The organism is Roseateles sp. PN1 (assembly GCF_038419725.1).
Classification (GTDB): Bacteria; Pseudomonadota; Gammaproteobacteria; order Burkholderiales; family Burkholderiaceae_C; genus Paucibacter_A.
In genome coordinates, this window is sequence record NZ_JBCARA010000014.1 from 107,043 (window position 1) to 124,072 (window position 17,030).

The 17,030-nt window shown below is 65.4% G+C and carries 13 protein-coding genes; 6 read left to right on the top strand and 7 right to left on the bottom strand.

The window, feature by feature from the left end:
- The first annotated feature begins 22 nt into the window (after window positions 1-22).
- Window positions 23-1,591 carry a S10 family peptidase gene (locus tag AABB87_RS19650; RefSeq protein ID WP_341972985.1) on the top strand — a complete coding sequence of 523 codons (1,569 nt, stop codon included), beginning with the start codon at window positions 23-25 and terminating at the stop codon, window positions 1,589-1,591.
- A complete protein-coding gene (locus tag AABB87_RS19655; RefSeq protein WP_341972986.1) occupies window positions 1,588-2,631 on the top strand; it encodes an asparaginase in 1,044 nt (347 codons plus the stop codon). The genes AABB87_RS19650 and AABB87_RS19655 overlap by 4 nt, the downstream gene beginning before the upstream one ends.
- Before the next feature lie 73 nt (window positions 2,632-2,704).
- Here AABB87_RS19655 and AABB87_RS19660 read toward each other — a convergent pair whose 3' ends face one another.
- The 6 genes from AABB87_RS19660 to hutC all read right to left on the bottom strand — a co-directional run bounded on the left by AABB87_RS19660 (window position 2,705) and on the right by hutC (window position 9,090).
- A complete protein-coding gene (locus AABB87_RS19660; protein ID WP_341972987.1) occupies window positions 2,705-4,261 on the bottom strand; it encodes a methyl-accepting chemotaxis protein in 1,557 nt (518 codons plus the stop codon).
- 162 nt (window positions 4,262-4,423) lie between these two features.
- A complete protein-coding gene (hutF, locus tag AABB87_RS19665; protein ID WP_341972988.1) occupies window positions 4,424-5,803 on the bottom strand; it encodes a formimidoylglutamate deiminase in 1,380 nt (459 codons plus the stop codon).
- Window positions 5,800-6,603, bottom strand: coding sequence for an N-formylglutamate deformylase (hutG, locus tag AABB87_RS19670; RefSeq protein WP_341972989.1), 804 nt, complete (start codon window positions 6,601-6,603; stop codon window positions 5,800-5,802). The genes hutF and hutG overlap by 4 nt, the downstream gene beginning before the upstream one ends.
- Window positions 6,603-7,820 carry an imidazolonepropionase gene (gene hutI, locus AABB87_RS19675; protein ID WP_341972990.1) on the bottom strand — a complete coding sequence of 406 codons (1,218 nt, stop codon included), beginning with the start codon at window positions 7,818-7,820 and terminating at the stop codon, window positions 6,603-6,605. Before hutI ends, hutG begins: the two co-directional genes overlap by 1 nt.
- Window positions 7,817-8,368 (bottom strand): HutD/Ves family protein, encoded by a 552-nt coding sequence (locus AABB87_RS19680; protein ID WP_341972991.1) that lies wholly within the window; start codon window positions 8,366-8,368, stop codon window positions 7,817-7,819. The genes hutI and AABB87_RS19680 overlap by 4 nt, the downstream gene beginning before the upstream one ends.
- Window positions 8,365-9,090: a histidine utilization repressor gene (gene hutC / locus AABB87_RS19685; protein WP_341972992.1), complete on the bottom strand. Its 726-nt coding sequence runs from the start codon at window positions 9,088-9,090 to the stop codon at window positions 8,365-8,367. The genes AABB87_RS19680 and hutC overlap by 4 nt, the downstream gene beginning before the upstream one ends.
- A gap of 81 nt (window positions 9,091-9,171) precedes the next feature.
- Here hutC and hutU point away from each other — a divergent pair, with 81 nt between their 5' ends.
- The 4 genes from hutU to AABB87_RS19705 all read left to right on the top strand — a co-directional run bounded on the left by hutU (window position 9,172) and on the right by AABB87_RS19705 (window position 15,707).
- Window positions 9,172-10,854: a urocanate hydratase gene (hutU, locus tag AABB87_RS19690; protein ID WP_341972994.1), complete on the top strand. Its 1,683-nt coding sequence runs from the start codon at window positions 9,172-9,174 to the stop codon at window positions 10,852-10,854.
- An 18-nt stretch (window positions 10,855-10,872) separates the two neighbouring features.
- Window positions 10,873-12,417: a histidine ammonia-lyase gene (gene hutH / locus AABB87_RS19695; protein WP_341972995.1), complete on the top strand. Its 1,545-nt coding sequence runs from the start codon at window positions 10,873-10,875 to the stop codon at window positions 12,415-12,417.
- 291 nt (window positions 12,418-12,708) lie between these two features.
- The gene (locus AABB87_RS19700; RefSeq protein WP_341972996.1) at window positions 12,709-13,806 is read left to right on the top strand and encodes an ABC transporter substrate-binding protein; all 1,098 of its coding nucleotides are present in this window, start codon (window positions 12,709-12,711) and stop codon (window positions 13,804-13,806) included.
- Window positions 13,803-15,707, top strand: coding sequence for a GGDEF domain-containing protein (locus AABB87_RS19705; protein ID WP_341972997.1), 1,905 nt, complete (start codon window positions 13,803-13,805; stop codon window positions 15,705-15,707). The genes AABB87_RS19700 and AABB87_RS19705 overlap by 4 nt, the downstream gene beginning before the upstream one ends.
- Window positions 15,708-15,819: 112 nt before the next feature.
- Here AABB87_RS19705 and AABB87_RS19710 read toward each other — a convergent pair whose 3' ends face one another.
- Window positions 15,820-17,028 carry an efflux RND transporter periplasmic adaptor subunit gene (locus tag AABB87_RS19710; RefSeq protein ID WP_341973012.1) on the bottom strand — a complete coding sequence of 403 codons (1,209 nt, stop codon included), beginning with the start codon at window positions 17,026-17,028 and terminating at the stop codon, window positions 15,820-15,822.
- Between the last annotated feature and the right edge of the window lie 2 nt (window positions 17,029-17,030).

Sequence of the window (17,030 nt, forward strand, 5' to 3'; positions counted from 1 at the left end):
TGAACAAAATCGGAGACCGCGCATGGCAGACAAAGACACCCCGGCCGAGACGGACAAGCACCGGCGTGAGCCCCCCAGCCCCGAGCTCCCCGTCGAGCGACTGGTCACCACCGAACACAAGCTGAGCATCGGCAAGACCACCCTCAACTACCAAGCCACTTGTGGCACGGTGGTCTTGCGCGAGCCCGATTCCAGTGAGCCCGAAGGCAAGGGCCAGTCCAAGGGCGAGAAGGCACGCGCCAGCATCTTCTTCATCGCCTACACACTCAAAACGCCGAAGACAGCAAACACGACAAGCGCAGCCAAGAAGCCTGCGCAGCCGCGACCCATCACCTTCAGCTTCAACGGCGGGCCGGGCTCGTCCAGCGTCTGGTTGCACCTGGGCCTGCTGGGGCCCAAGCGCGTGCCCACCGATTCGATGGGCCAATGCGGCACGCCGCCCTATGCGCTGACGGACAACGAGTTCACGCTCCTGACAGACTCCGACCTCGTCTTCATCGACCCCGTGGGCACCGGCCACTCGCGTGTCGCCGAGGGCGAGAAGATGGCCGAGTTCCACGACTACCAGCGCGACCTCGACGCCGTGGGCGAATTCATCCGCCTCTACCTCACCCGCCATGGGCGCTGGTCCAGCCCCAAATACCTGATCGGTGAAAGCTACGGCACCACGCGCGCGGCAGGGCTGTCGCGCCATCTGCAAGACAAGCACAACATCCACGTCAACGGCTTGATGCTGGTGTCGATGGCGGTGGACTTCCAAACCCTCAGCTTCGACCACGGCAATGAGCTGCCCTACCCGCTCTACCTGCCCACTTACGCGGCCACCGCCTGGTACCACCACGCGCTGTCAACGGCCATGCAGAAGAAGCCGCTGAAGGCCGTAGTGGCCGAGGCCGAGACCTTTGCAAACACCGACTATCTGCTCGCCCTGATGCAGGGCTCACGCCTGAACCCGGAGCGGCGCGAGCAGATTGCCGAGCGCCTCGCCCAGCTCACCGGCTTGAGCAAAGCCTATGTGCTGCGCTGCGACCTGCGGCCGAACGAGTTCCGTTTTTTCAAGGAGTTGCTGCGCGACCGGGGCCAGACCGTGGGCCGCCTGGACAGCCGCTTCCTGGGCCTGGACCGCGACGATGCCGGCGAGCAGCCCGAGGACGATGCGGGCATGAACAATCTGGTCGGCGCCTACGCAGTCGGCATCAACCGCCTGCTGCACGAGACCCTGGGCTACAAGAACGACTCACCCTACACCGTCATCGCCCCGCTATGGAAGAGCTGGACCTGGAAGGGCTTCGAGAACAAATACGTCAACGTTGGCGACAGCCTTCGCCGCGCCATGCACGCCTGCCCGGATATGCGGGTCTATGTGGCCAGTGGCTATTTCGACCTGGCCACGCCACATGCGGCGGGTGACTACACGCTTTCCCACCTGGGCCTGCGCGCACCGCTGACAGACAACGTGCAGGTCAGCTATTTCGAGGCCGGCCACATGATGTACATCCATCCCCCATCACTGGCCCGCATGGCCAGCGAGTTGCGCCAATTCGTGCGCAGTGATGTGACCTCCTCAACGTCAGCGAGCTCGAAACAATGAGCCACCCCATCCTGGTTGAAGTGCTGCGCGGCGCGCATGTGGAGTCCAGCCACAGCGGCTCCCTGGCCATCGTGGACGCCGATGGCCGCTTAGTGCGGGCGCTCGGCGATATTGAGCGGCCGATCTTCCCCCGCTCGGCGGTCAAAGCCTTGCAAGCCCTGCCCTTGGTGGAGAGCGGCGCGGCCGATCGCTTTGCGCTGACGGATGCGGAGCTGGCCATCGCCTGCGCCTCACACAGCGGTGAGCCGGCCCATGTTGCCACCTCACTCGGCATGCTGACCAAGCTGGGCTTGGACGAGCGCGCGTTGGAATGCGGCAGCCACTGGCCCAGCCGCGAGCCGGTGTTGCGCGGCATGTTGGCGCGCGGAGAAACAGCCAGCGCCCTGCACAACAACTGCTCGGGCAAACATGCAGGCTTTGTTTGCGTGGCCTGCCAGATGGCGCTGGCGCAAGGCCATGAACCCGCAGAGTTTGTGCGCGGCTATATCGCGCCCGAGCACGCCTTGATGCGCGAAGTTAGCGCGGCACTGGCCGCCGCCACCGATTGCGATTTGAGCCAGGCACCGCGCGGCACCGACGGCTGCTCCATCCCCACCTACGGCATCCCGCTGCGCAATTTGGCGCTGGGCTTTGCACGCCTGGGTACCGGCCAGGGCCTCAGCGCGGGCCGTGCAGCCGCCGCCAAACGCTTGCGCCAGGCGGTGGCGGCTGCGCCATTCTTTGTGGCCGGCAGCGAGCGCTTGGACACCGTGCTGATGCAGGCCTTGGGTGAGCGCCTGTTCTGCAAGGTCGGCGCGGAAGGCGTCTACTGCGCCAGCTTGCCCGAGCTGGGTCTGGGCCTGGCCTTGAAGATCGACGACGGCCAGGTCCGGGCGGCTGAATGCGCCATGGCGGCCATCGCACAGGCCCTGCTACCCACACCGGGCGCGGAGGCCTCTGCCCTGCTGGCCCGCTATGCCGACATGGCTTTGCACAATTGGCAAGGCGTGCATGTGGGCGCGGTGCGGGCCAGGGCGGCGCTGACGGCAGGGATGCGCTAGGTTCAGCCAGCCGGGCGCAACTCGGCGGCAGCCTCACGCGACATCAAGCGGCAGCAAACGGCTTCACGCCGCTTCAAGCCAGCTTGAACACCGCCACCGATTTGGCCAACTCATCGGCCTGGCTCTGCAGGCTTTGCGCGGCCGCGGCGGACTGTTCCACCAAGGCCGCGTTTTGCTGCGTCATGGTGTCGAGCTGGCTGATGGCCTGGCCGATCTGGCCAATGCCGGTGCTCTGCTCTGCGGTCGAATGGCTGATCTCGGCCACGATATTGCTGACCCGGCTAATCGAGGCAATCACCTCCTGCATGGTGCCCCCGGCGCGTTCCACCAGGGCCGCGCCGGCCTCCACGCTTTCGCTGCTGGCGGTGATCAAGCCCTTAATCTCTTTGGCCGCTTCGGCCGAGCGCTGCGCCAGCGAGCGCACTTCGCTGGCCACCACGGCGAATCCCCGCCCTTGCTCGCCCGCGCGAGCGGCTTCCACGGCCGCATTCAGCGCCAGGATATTGGTCTGAAAGGCGATGCCGTCGATGGTGGAGATGATGTCGCTGATCTTGTTGGAGGAGGTGCTGATGCGGCTCATGGTGCTGACCACTTCGCCCACCACCGCGCCGCCGCGCTCGGCCACTCCGGCCGCCTCAGCAGCCAGCTGATTGGCCTGCCGGGCCGAGTCGGCGTTATGTTTGACGCTGGCGGTCAGCTGTTCCATGGCCGCCGCGGTCTGCTCCAGATTGGAGGCCGCTTGTTCGGTACGGTGGCTGAGGTCATGACCGCCGGCGGCCACCTCGGCGGCCGCCGTGGCGATGCTGTCGGTCGCGCCGCGCACATTGCCCACCACATGGCGCAAGGAATCTTGCATGGCCTTGACGCCACGCATCAGGTCCCCCGTTTCACTCTTGCCGCGAGGATTGATTTCTTCACTCAGATCCTGCCCGGCGATTCGCACGGCCGACTGTTGAAGCTCGCTCAAAGGTTGCAAGATCGAGCGAATGTTGAAGAAGGTATAGAAGCAAATCAAGATCAGGCTGCCGACCAGAATGAGCTGCAAACTCGTGCGAATGCGGCGCTCATGGGCGGCAATATCAGCAACCCCGGCCTCCGAGTCTTTGTCGATGGCCGCCACCAGTTCAGCGAGCTTTTCCTCCAAGGGACGCACGGCTTTCTTGGCATCGCCCAGCGCCTTATTCGCTTCGGCTGGATCTTGGAATGCGTTGTCGCGCAGCTTGCCCATGAAGACTTCCATCTCGGACTTGTACTTGGCCAAGCCTTCTTCGATGGACTTGTTCAGCTCCTTCTCTACCGGTGGGATATCCAACTTGGTGAGCTGCTGCTCCGCCTTGAGAAATCGCTCATACGCTTTCATCCAATCGCTGCGGTACTTTTCCACCGCAGCCGCATCGGCCAGATTGATCAGCATGTCTTTTTCATAGCGGCGCAAATTGCCAGCTTCGGCCCGCAAGACCGACACATGCACCAAGGACTGGTTGTCGTTATCGACAAAATGCTGAAACGCAGCGGTGGACTGACTCAGGCTGTACAAGCCCATGCCCCCGACTAAAAGCAATAGGCCCATCGATATGGCGGCCAAGGCATACAAGCGGGCGCGAACCGTGAAATCCTGCAGATTCAGCATCGTTGGCTCCTGGGGCGACGGCCCACCTGGGTCCCCCCAATATATGCGATACGCTGCTCGCACAAAAGCGCAAGAAGTCACGCGCAATTAGGCCAAATCGCAACATGCCGGGCAAGGAGTGTCAGACCTTGCCTTTTGCTGACGCCGCGCCCAGGCATTCGCCTAGACCAGCGCCTCCATGGCCGCCACGAAGCGCGCGCGAACCTCATCCTGGGTGGACTGCCCAGTGGTGCCACCTGGCTGCAGGCGCAAGCGGCCGGCCACATAGACCTCGCGCAAGACCTGGCCCTGGGAGGCGAAAAGCAAGCCATCCAACAGCGCCGCTGGGGGCAAGCCGGCCAGGCCGCTGGCCGCCGTGTCCAGCACCAGAAAATCGGCCCGTGCGCCGGGCAGCAAACCCCATTGCTTGAAGCCAGCCGGCGCAGCGCTGCCCTGGCACGCGGCTTCAAACAGACGCGCCGCCGTGCTGGGCTGGCGGCCCGGCGCGGCCGCCACATTGCGCTGCTGCAGACCCAGGCGCTGGCCATACTCCAGCCAGCGCAGCTCTTCCACCCAGTTACGAGTGACATGGCTGTCTGAGCCAATGCTGATCGGCACCTCGGCTGCCAGCCAGCCCGGCAGATCAATCAAGCCGTCACCCAAATTGCCCTCGGTGCCGGGGCAGATCACCACGCTGGCGCCGCTTGCCGCCACTTGGGCGATTTCGTCTCGGGTGCTGTGGGTGGCATGCACCAGATGCCAGCGCACATCAGGCTTGAATTGGCTGCACAACCACTGCATCGGCCGCTGGCCGGTGGCGGCCAAGCAGTCGCGCACCTCCTGCTGCTGCTCACTGATGTGGATGTGGATGGGGATGTCGGTCTCGCCCACCAGCGCCTGCAGCGCCTGAATATCGTCGACATTGGCCGCGCGCAGCGAATGCAGGGCCACGCCGGCATTCAGCAAGGGCCGCTGGGCGGCATTGATGCGCTGGCTGGCAGCCCAGACCCAGGCCGCGTCGGTCTTGAAGCGGCGCTGGTCCTCGCGCAAGCCGGGCTGGCCAAAGCCCGAGCGGGCGTACAGCACCGGCAACAGCGTCAAACCGATACCCACCTCTGCAGCCGCATCAGCCAGGGCCCAGCTCATGGCCAGTTCATCGGGATAGGCGCGGCCATCCGGGGCGTGCTGCAGGTAATGGAACTCGCACACCTGGGTGTAGCCGCCGGCCAGCAGTTCCTGGTAGAGCTGGGCCGCCACGGCGCGCAATTGTTCGGGGCTGAGCTTGAGGGCCAGGCCGTACATGCGGTCGCGCCAGGACCAGAAATCATCATCCCCCGCCTCGCGCCGTTCGGCCAGGCCGGCAAAGGCACGCTGGAAAGCATGGCTATGCGTGTCCACCAAGCTGGGCATCACCGGGCCGCTCAGCCGCATCGCGTCCGCAGGCTGAGGCTGGCCGACACGAATGTCTTGCCAATGACCATCGGCCCCCACGCTGAGCAGCACATCGGCTTGCCAGCGCCCCTCCACCCAGGCCCAGGCGGCCCAATACAACGCGGCGCTCATGCGGCGGGCTGCCAGGTCAACATGGCCTTCAGCAGGCCTTGCAGCAAGGGCTGAACCTGGGCGGCCAGGGCTGCGTCATAGCCATAGGGCGCCCATTCCTCCATATAGCAGCGCTGGCACATTTCCAGCTGCACCGCATGCTGCTGGCGCGCGGGCTGGCCGTAGTGGCGGGTGATGTAGCCGCCCTTGAAACGGCCATTGACGACCTGGGTGTACTGCGCCTGCGCGGCTTGCACCTCAGCCACGGCCTGCTGCAAGCCTGCCTCGCAGGCGGCGCCGTCCGCTGTGCCCAGATTCAGGTCGGGCAAACGGCCCTCGAACAACCAGGGCAGCTCGGAGCGAATGCTGTGCGCATCAAACAGCAGCGCATAGCCGTGGCGCGCCTTGATGTGATCCAACTCGGCCTGCAAGGCCTGGTGGTAGGGCATCCAATAAGTCTCGCGGCGGCGGCGCTTTTCCTTGGCGTCGGGCGCCATGCCATCGCGGTAAAGCGCTTCGCCGGTGAAAAATCGCGTCGGGCACAGCTCGGTGTTGGACGCACCCGGATACATCGGCGTGTCCTCCGGCGGGCGGTTCAGGTCGATCAGATAGCGCGAAAAGCGCGGCACGATCAGGCTGGCGCCCAGGGCCTGGGCGATCTCGCCGTAAAGCCGCTCCAGATGCCAGTCGGTGTCTTCGCTGTCCAGGGCGCGGGGCACATAACGCCGCTGCTGATCGGTGGGAATCTCGCTGCCCACATGGGGCATGCTGATCAAAAGAGGCGTGTTGCCCTGCGTTAACCGAAATACCGCGCTGCTCATCAAAACGCCTCTCCGCGAAGTTGGCCGCCCTGCACCACTTGACGCAACGGGTTACGGCCGAAAAAGTAAGCCAGTTCATTGGGATGCTGGACATCCCAAACACAAAAATCGGCGCGCTGCCCGGCCAGCAATTGGCCACGGTCCGCCAGGCCCAGGGACTTGGCCGCGTTCACCGTCACGCCGCGCAAAGCCTCTTCCGGCGTCAGGCGGAACAAGGTGCAGGCCATATTCAGCATCAGCAGCAAGGACAGCGTGGGTGAGGTGCCGGGGTTGTGGTCGGTGGAGATGGCGATGCTCACCCCCGCCTCGCGCAAAGCCTGCACCGGCGGCAACTTGGTCTCACGCAAAAAGTAATAGGCGCCGGGCAGCAAGGTGGCCACACAGCCGCTGGCCGCCATGGCGGCAATGCCGGCGGGGCTGAGGTATTCCAGATGGTCGCAAGACAGGGCTGCAAATTCGCAGGCCAGCTGGGTGCCGCCCTGGTCGCTCAGCTGCTCGGCATGCAGCTTGACCGGCAGGCCCAGGCGATGCGCCGCCTCGAACACCCGACGCGTCTGCGCGGGCGTGAACCCTATGCCCTCGCAGAAGGCGTCCACCGCGTCGATCAGGCCTTCCGCATGCAGTTGCGCCATCCAATCGCACAGGGCGCTGACGTAGTCATCCTGGCGGCCCGCAAACTCCGGCGGCAAGGCGTGCGCCGCCAGATAGCTGGTGCGCACCGTCACATCAAAATGCTCGCCCAGGCGCCGCGCCACGCGCAGGCTGGCGCGCTCCGCCGCCAGGCTCAGGCCGTAGCCGGACTTGATCTCGATGCTGGTAACGCCCTCGGCCAGCAAGTGGCGCAAGCGCCCAGCAGCGGCCTCGAACAACTCATCCTCGCTGGCAGCGCGGGTCGCAGACACGGTAGAGCGTATGCCACCACCGGCGCGGGCAATCTCTTCGTAGCTCGCCCCTTGCAAGCGCTGCTCGAATTCCTTGGCCCGCAAGCCGCCGTAAACCAGATGGGTGTGGCAATCGATCAGGCCGGGCGTGATCACAGCGCCGGCGAGGTCATAGCTGGCCGTGATTTGGCCACGCAACTCCGCAGGGACTTGATCCGCTTCGCCGACCCAGACGATGTGCGCGCCTTGGGTGATCAGCGCGCCTTGCTCAATCCAGCCCCAGGGCTGCGCACCGGCCAGGGTAGCTAGGTGAGCGTTGGTCCATAACTTCATCATTCAGCGTCCTCATGCCAGCTCATCCACCAGGCCGAACCGTTGCCTTCAAACGTGCAGGTTTGCAAACTCGGCGCCTCACACCAGGCCAGGCTCAAAGCGGCCAGCGGCATGGCCCGGCCGCCATGGCTCAGCGCGCCGCCCGCGGCGGTAAACAGGCCGACCCAACGCGCACTCACCGGCGCCAAGGCGGTGCCGGCCGGCTGCACCCGCAAGCGGCCCTTGCCGCGCCGATGCATCAAATTGAAATCGCGCGTCACCCCGTCGATCAAGCTACATTCGGGCGCCGCAGCGCCATCGAACTGCAAGAGCGGCTCACCCGCCCGCAATTCGTGGCCGAACAAGCACACGCCTGCGCCGTCCAGCACCGCGAACCAGCGGTCCACGCCTTCGAATTTAGAGAACGGGCCGTCGGTCTCGATATCGGCCACGCTGATGCGCAGCAGCCAGTCGTTGCTATGCGGCCAGGCCAGCAACTCGCGGGTGCGGCCACCGCCGTTGCGCCAGGCTTGGGGCGCCACATCGGCGGCGCTGATGATGCTCCAGCTCATGCTTGAAAACTCCCTTCCAAGATGTAAAGCGAGCCCGGGTGGGTCAGGCGCACCACGGTCACCGTTTGCCCACGGCTGAAGGTGCGGCGCTTGACCACCAGACAGGGCTGATCCTTGCTCAGTCGCAAGAGTTTGGCTTCCTCGGCCGTTGGCAGCAAGGCCTCGATGGAATAGCGCGCCTCGGACAGGGGCGCCACCTCCAGCAAATAGTTGGTGGGCGTGCTGAGGCTGAAGTCCAGGGTCAGATAGTCCGGCGCGCAAGCCGGGTTGACCCAGCGGTCTTCGCACTGAATCGGCAGGCCATCTTCCAGATGCACGATCACGCTGTGAAACAGCTTGGCACCCGTTTTGAGCCCGAACTCCTGCGCCTGCGCCGCCGTGGCCCGCACCTGCTCCAGCAGATGCACTTGGGCTTCATGACGATGGCCGCGCTTGATGATTTCATCGTGCACATCGTGCACCGTCAGCGTGCTGGAGATGCGGTGCAGCTGGGCCACAAAAGTGCCCACGCCTTGCAAGCGCTCGACCAGGCCCTCTTGGGTGAGTTCACGCAGGGCGCGGTTGACCGTCATGCGGCTGACCTCGAACTGCACCACCAGCTCGGCCTCCGAGGGCAGCAAATCCCCCGCCACCCAATGGCCGGAGGCGATTCGCTCGCGCAAATGGTTTTTCACCTTGAGGTATTGAGGCTCAGGTCGGCTGGACAAGCTGGTTTGGGTCATGTGCTGAATCGTACTTGACTATACTTGTATAGACAACTAGAGTTCGCCACATTCCTTCCGCCAACCCGCCCGGAGACTTTCATGTCCGCACAGCCCCGCACCGTCCGCGCCCCCACCGGCACCACCCTCAGCTGCAAGAACTGGCTGACCGAGGCCGCCTTCCGCATGATCCAGAACAATCTGGACCCGGTGGTCGCGGAGAATCCCGACGCCCTGGTGGTCTACGGCGGCATTGGCAAGGCTGCCCGCAACTGGGACTGTTTCGAAGCCATTCTTGAGTCGCTCAAGAAGCTGGAGGCCGATGAGACCCTGCTGGTGCAGTCGGGCAAGCCGGTCGGCGTGTTCAAGACCCACACCGAAGCGCCGCGGGTGCTGATCGCCAACTCCAACCTCGTGCCGCACTGGGCCAACTGGGAACACTTCAACGAGTTGGACCGCAAGGGCCTGATGATGTACGGCCAGATGACGGCCGGCAGCTGGATTTACATCGGCACGCAAGGCATCGTGCAAGGCACCTACGAGACATTCGCCGAAGCCGGCCGCCAGCATTACGGCGGCTCCCTGCAAGGCAAGTGGGTGCTGACCGCCGGCCTGGGCGGCATGGGCGGCGCCCAGCCGCTGGCAGCCACGTTTGCCGGCGCTTGCTCGCTGAACATCGAATGCCAGCAATCGCGCATCGACTTCCGCTTGAAGACCCGCTATGTGGACGAGCAAGCCACGGATCTGGACGACGCCCTGGCCCGCATTGCCAAGTACACCGCCGAGGGCAAGGCCATCTCCATCGCCCTGCTGGGCAATGCGGCCGAGATCCTGCCGGAGCTGGTGCGCCGCGCCAAGGCTGGCACCGCCATCAAGCCCGATCTGGTGACCGACCAGACCAGCGCCCACGACCTGATCAACGGCTATTTGCCCGCCGGCTGGACGGTGGCGCAATGGAAGGCCGCCGCTGCCGATTCGTCACAACACGCCGAGTTGAAGGCCGCTGCCGCCCGCGGCTGCGCCGTGCACGTGCAAGCCATGCTGGACTTCCAAGCCATGGGCATCCCAACCGTGGATTACGGCAACAACATCCGCCAGGTGGCGCTGGAGCAAGGCGTGAAGAACGCTTTTGACTTCCCCGGCTTCGTGCCCGCTTACGTGCGCCCGCAGTTCTGCGAAGGCCGTGGCCCCTTCCGCTGGGTGGCGCTGTCTGGCGACCCGGAAGACATCTACAAGACCGACGCCAAGATCAAGGAACTCTTCCCCCACCACGCCCATGTGCACCGCTGGCTGGACATGGCCCGCGAGCGCATCGCCTTCCAGGGTCTGCCCGCACGCATCTGCTGGCTGGGCCTGGGCGAGCGCCACATCGCCGGCCTGGCCTTCAATGAGATGGTCAAGAACGGCGAACTGAAGGCTCCCATCGTCATCGGCCGCGACCATCTGGACAGCGGCTCGGTCGCCAGCCCGAATCGCGAAACCGAAAGCATGATGGACGGCTCGGACGCCGTGTCCGACTGGCCGCTGCTCAACGCCTTGCTGAACACCGCCGGTGGCGCCACCTGGGTGAGCCTGCACCACGGCGGCGGCGTGGGCATGGGTTTCAGCCAGCACAGCGGCGTGGTCATCGTGGCCGATGGCACGGACGCCGCCGCCCAGCGGCTCTCGCGCGTGCTCTACAACGACCCCGGCACCGGCGTGATGCGCCATGCCGATGCGGGCTACGAGATCGCCAAGACCACGGCGCGTGAGCGCGGTCTGAACATGCCCATGCTGAACAAGTAAACCGAACCAAGCCCAGATATGAATATCGAAATCACCCCCGGCCACATCACCCTCGCCCAGCTGCGCGAGATCCGCCAAGGCGGCGTCACGCTGAGCTTGCACGCCAGCGCCACCGAGATCATCCGCCGCAGCGCGGCCGTGGTGCAGGCCGCCGCGGCGGGCGACGCCCCGGTCTATGGCGTCAACACCGGCTTCGGCAAGCTGGCCAGCACCCGCATCAGCAAGGAAGTCCTGGCCACGCTGCAGTTCAATCTGATCCGCTCGCACTGCGTGGGCGTGGGCGCACCGCTGCAGCCCGGCGTCGTGCGCCTGATGCTGGCGACCAAGGCTGCCTCGCTGGCACGCGGCCACTCCGGCGTGCGCGAAGCCGTGGTGCAAAGCCTGCTGGATGTGTTCAACGCCGGCCTGGTGCCCTATGTGCCCGCACAAGGCTCGGTGGGCGCCTCGGGCGACCTGGCACCGCTGTCTCACATGACCCTGGCTCTGCTGGGCGAAGGCGAAATGCTGGTGGACGGCAAGCGCGTCCCCGCCCTGCCCGAGCTGCAAAAGCACGGCATCGCCCCGCTGGTGCTGCAGGCCAAGGAAGGCCTGGCGCTGATCAACGGCACGCAAACCTCCACCGCCTTGGCACTGGAAGGACTGCTGCGATTTGAGAGCTTGTACGCCTCCGCCATCGTCAGTGGCGCCCTGAGCCTGGACGCGGCGCGCGGCAGCGACGGCCCCTTCGACCCGCGCATCCACGCCGTGCGTGGCCAGCCCGGCCAGATCGAGGCCGCCGCCGCCTACCGCCAGTTGCTGGTGGGCAGTGAGATCCGCCACTCGCACGAGATTGGCGACGACCGGGTGCAAGACCCCTACTGCCTGCGCTGCCAGCCGCAGGTGATGGGCGCTTGCCTGGATCAGTCCCGCTATGTGCGTGATGTGCTGCTGCGCGAAGCCAATGCCGTCACCGACAACCCGCTGGTCTTTGCCAATGAAGACGGCACGGCGCAAATGATTTCCGGCGGCAATTTCCACGCCGAACCGGTGGCTCTGGCCGCCGATGCGCTGGCCGTGGCCATCGCCGAGGTGGGCGCCATTGCCGAACGCCGCATCGCCATGCTGATCGACACCAGCGTCTCGCGCCTGCCGCCCTTCCTGACCGAGAACGCCGGACTGAACTCGGGCTTCATGATCGCCCACGTCACCGCTGCCGCCCTGGCCAGCGAGAACAAGAGCCTGGCCCACCCGGCCAGTGTGGACAGCCTGCCCACCAGTGCCAATCAGGAAGACCATGTCTCCATGGCCACCTTCGGCGCGCGCCGCCTTGGCCCCATGCTGGACAACACCAGCCACATCATCGGCATCGAGCTGCTGGCCGCCGCGCAAGGCATCGAGTTCCTGCGCCCGCTCACCAGCTCCCAGCCGCTGGAGGAGGTGCACGCCCTGCTGCGCCAGAGCTGCCCGCCCATGCCCAGCGATCACTACCTGGCGCCCGATATCGAAAACGCCTTCAAGCTGGTGGACGGCGGCCAATTGGCGCAGCTGCTGACCCGCAGCACCGGCTTGGTGGTGCTGAGCTGACGCCCAGCCAGCGGTGAAGCAAACCCTGGGCGCGACTGGGAACGCCCAGGGATGCCCAGGGACAGCAGCGCCAGCCCAGCCGGGCAGGCTCGGCAAAACAGCAGCCATCTCTAGGCTAAAACCGGGTTTGCACACCAAGCCAACACAAAACTGGGCGGCGCAGCACAAGCGGGAGCTTGTGCCAGCTTGAGATGGCTCAAAAATGAGACAGGGGATTCTTCCTGGCCGACGCCAGCCGGGGACGCGCACCAGTCCGCGTCACAATCGATGCCAATCGAGGAAAGTGACCCCATGAGATTTTTGATCGCAATCCTTGTTGCGACCGTTGCTGCCCTGTTCTGCCAACAGGCCCTGGCCCTGTCAGTGTTCTTCATCAACCCCGGCCGCTCTGACGAGGCCTACTGGGTCACCGCAGGTAATGCCGTGCGCGCTGCCGCCAAGCAGTTGGGCATTCAGCACGAGCAGTTCTTTGCCGAGCGTGACCATCTGCGGGTGCTGGAGATTGCCCACAGCCTTGCGGCCCGGCCCAAAGCGCAGCGACCGGACTATGTTTTGCTCACCAATGACAAGCTGACCCTGGTCAGCGCCTCCCGCATTCTGGAAAGAGCCGGCATCAAGTCCTTTGCCGCCTTCAGCGGACTGCTGGACGAGGAGCGGGCCGAATTTGGCGAACCACGCGCCGGACTGAGCAGCCTGATCGGCTCGCTGGAGCCTCGCTCCAGCGATGCCGGCTACCTGACCGCTAAGGCCCTGATCACTCAAGGCCGGCGCCTGGGCCTGGCAGGCAGTGATGGCAAATTGCATCTGCTGGCCCTGGCTGGCGACCGCTCCACCCCCTCCTCCATGCACCGCAATCTGGGCTTGCGCCGCGCCTTGGCCGAGCATCCCGATGTGGTCTTGGATCAGCAGGTGTTTGGTGACTGGCGTCGTGACAAGGCGCTTGAGCAAACGCGCTGGCTGCTGCGCCGCCACCCCGAAGCCAAGCTGTTCTGGAGCGCCAATGACCAAATGGCTTTCGGCGCCATGACGGCACTGGAGCAAGCCGGCCGCAAGCCCGGGCGCGATGTGCTGCTCTCGGGCATCAACACCTCGGACGAGGCCATGCAGGCCGTCATCAGCGGCCGCTTGGCTGCACTGACAGGCGGGCACTTCATGGCCGGCGCCTGGGCCATGGTGATGATTTACGACTATGAGCATGGCCACGACTTCGCCGCCGAGGGGCTGGAGCTCAGCAAGCCCATGTTCGTCCTATTCGACAAACCCATGGCCGAGCGCTTTCTCAAGCGCTTCGGTGCAGGCCAAGTGCCGGTAGACTTCAAGGCCTATAGCAAGGCCTTGAATCCGACGCGCAGGCAGTACGACTTCGCTTTCGACCAATTGCTCAAATGAACGCCGAGCCCGCCGAGCCCACCACAGTCGCCGCTTCTGCAGGGCCTGCGGTAGAGGCTTGGCCTGAGCAAATGAATGCCCCTGCGTCTCAAGCCGCCAGTGACGGGCGACCGATGCGCTCGCTGGCCGGCGATCTAACGCGCCGCATCTTCTTGCTTTGTCTTGCCGCAACCTTGCTGGCTGGCGCGGTGCGCCTGATACAGGTTTATCGCCAGGAACGCGCCAACTTTGACGCGGCCGTGGCCCAGGTCAGCCATTTGCACCTCAAGTTGCTGGCCAAGAGCCTGTGGGATGTGGAGCCGGCTGCGGTCCAAGACCTCTTGCAGCAAATTGCGAACACGCCGCAGGTGCGCACCGCGCGCGTGAATCTCAGCACCGGCGAGTTCTTCTTCGCCGGCCCCGCACGGCCTGCAGATGAGCAACGCCGCCTAGGCGACGCCAATTTCGAGATCCCCGGACCGGACGGCAGCGGCCGCATCCTGGGTCAGTTGAATCTGGATTTCAACCAGCGCTTTTTGCGCGAACAGTTGTTGGGAGTGATGCTGCGAGTCGCCGCCGTGGGCTTGCTACTCTCGCTCGGTTTCAGCGGCCTGACCCTGCTGATGTTGCGGCGTGAATTGCGCCAGCCCCTGCAGGATCTAGCCACATTTGCCGCCGGCCTGGCCCCGGACAAAACGCCGCCGCCCTTGCAGCTGGCGCGCTCAGCGCGCTCGCACCGGGACGAGCTGGACGTGGTGGTGGACGGTTTTCGCACCCTGCGCGTCGACATTGAAAGTTATGTCAAGGAGCGTGAACGCCGCGCCGAGCAGCTGGAACTGGCGGTGGCCCGGCGCACCTCCGACTTGCAAGAAGTCACCCGCTATCTGGAGACCATGTCGCGCCACGCCAGCCGCTTCCTGAATCTGAGCGTGGATGAGTACCCCGCCATGGTCAGCGCCACCCTGCGCGATATATCCGGCCACAGCAGCCATTGCAGCCTCGTCATTGCCGAGCATGCCCAAGACCAAGCAACAGCCCGCTGCCGCTTCGCCTGGCTGGCGCCACATGACAAGATCAGCGGCATGAGCCCGGGTGAGCCCCTGCTGGCCGGGCTGCTCGGTGAGTTGCCGGCAGGCTGGAGCGTCTTGCGTTTTGAAAGCCCCGCGGCGTCCGAGCCCGAGCGCGCCCTGGCCATGCAGCAGCATGGCGTGCAGGCCATGGTGTTCTGCGCCTACCGAGGCGACAGCAGCACGCAAATCTTGCTAGCCCTGTCCTCCCAGCCCATGAAATGGATCGTGCGCGACGACCGCTTGGCCAGAATGACAGCGGACATGTTGTTCAACATCATGCGCCATTGGCAGGATCAGCTGGCCTTGCAGCACCTGCATCAGGAGTTGGAACAGCGCTCCAACACCGACTCGCTCACCGGCTTGGCGAATCGGCGCTGGTTCGATGAACTCAAGCTCGAAGAGACCCGCCGCGCGATGCGCAACGGCAGCACGCTGGCCTTGATCAGCATCGATGTGGACTTCTTCAAAAGCTATAACGACAACTACGGCCACGCCCAGGGCGACCAATGCCTGCTGGCCGTCAGCCGCATGATTCAGCAGACCTTCAACCGCGCCGGTGAGTTGCCGGCCCGCGTGGGCGGCGAGGAGTTCACCGTGCTGCTGCCTGAAGTAGACCTGGCCCAGGCCATGGCGCAAGCCGAGCGGCTGCGCCAATGCGTGTCCGATCTGGCCATCCCGCACAGTGGCTCGCCGCTGCGCAAGGTCAGCATCAGCGCCGGTGTGTTCAGCATTCGCCCCGACCGCTCCATGCCCGGCGCCAGCGCCGAGCAATTCATCGCCGCCGCCCTGGAGGCGGCGGACGCCGCCCTCTATCGCGCCAAGCGGGGCGGCCGGGACCGGGTGTCGGACTGAACAAAGGCGCCACGCCGCCTTTCGACTGCCAAGGCTGCCGGCCGTATTGAGCCGATCATGTCAGCGTGGGACTCCAGCATCCCTGGCCTTGAGCATCAGTCGGCCACTTCGCTCAAGATTTGCGCTCGACCACCCGGTCGCCATCTTTGAGCGTCGCCGGCGGATAGACGATGACGCGCGCACCGGCCGCCAGCCCCTTGCGCAACCAGGCCTGCTGGTTGTTGCGAGCCTCTAGTTCCACCTCGGTCATCCTGGCGCGGCCGCCCTCGATACGAAACACCGCGCGCTGCTCCGGCCGCCCGCCCGGCAAGGGGAAGACGGCGCTGACCGGCACCAGGCTGGCGCCCTCCTGGCTGCGCGTAATGATCCTCAGCGCGAGTCGATAGCCGTCACCGAGTTGCCGCCGTTCGGCCAAGGGGCTGCTCAATTCGATGATGACGCGCACACGTTGCTCCTCCACCCCCAGCGCCGAAACCTTGGTAAAGCCCCCCGGTTCAACCCGGCTGACGCGCCCCTGCAGCGGCTGAGGCCCACCCCAACGCTCGATCAACACGGGGCTGCCGGGCGGGGTCAGCAAGGCGTCACTGGTCAGCAACTCGGCCACCACCTCCAGCCGCGCGGTGTCGCCTATCTCCAGCAAGGGCGCACCCAGGCCTACCACGCCTTCGCTGGGCTGCAGCAAACGCAAGACCTGGGCGGCAACCGGTGCGCGCAAGTCAAAAGCTCGGCCAGGGCTGCCGCCCGGCTGGCTCATCAGGCCCAGCGCCGCGCGCGCTTGCTGCAAGCCGAACTGGGCGACCTGGATGTCGGACACGGCACCCGCGAGCTCCTGCGCCGCCGCACGCTCACCCAACTGGTCCGTCGCCAGCTTGGCCGCGCCGACAAAGCCTTGACGGGCCAGCTGCTCACTACGCTTGAGCTCCTGACTGGCCAACTCCTGCGCCACACGAGCCCGCTCGGCGCGGCTTTGCGTGGCACGCAAGCTGGCCGCAGCCGCCTCGACGCGGGCGCTCAGCTCGGCGCGGCTGCGCGCATCCAGCAGCGGTGCAGCGGCGGGCAGGATCTGGCCCAGCAAGGCACCGGGCAAAAGCGCATCACCCTCGCGCAAGCTTGGCCTCAACCAGCGCCCGGCCAGCGGCGCCGAAATGAGGTAGCGGTCCACCACGCGGGTCTTGCCGTCCTCTTCCACACTGCTTTCAAAACGGCCTTGGCTCAGCGCCGCCGTCTCCACCGCTTGGGGTCGTGGCGACAAGGCCCAGACCAAGGCGGCCACCGCCAGCAGCAAGGCCGCTCCTCCGAACCATTTGCTTTTGCTCTGCATCA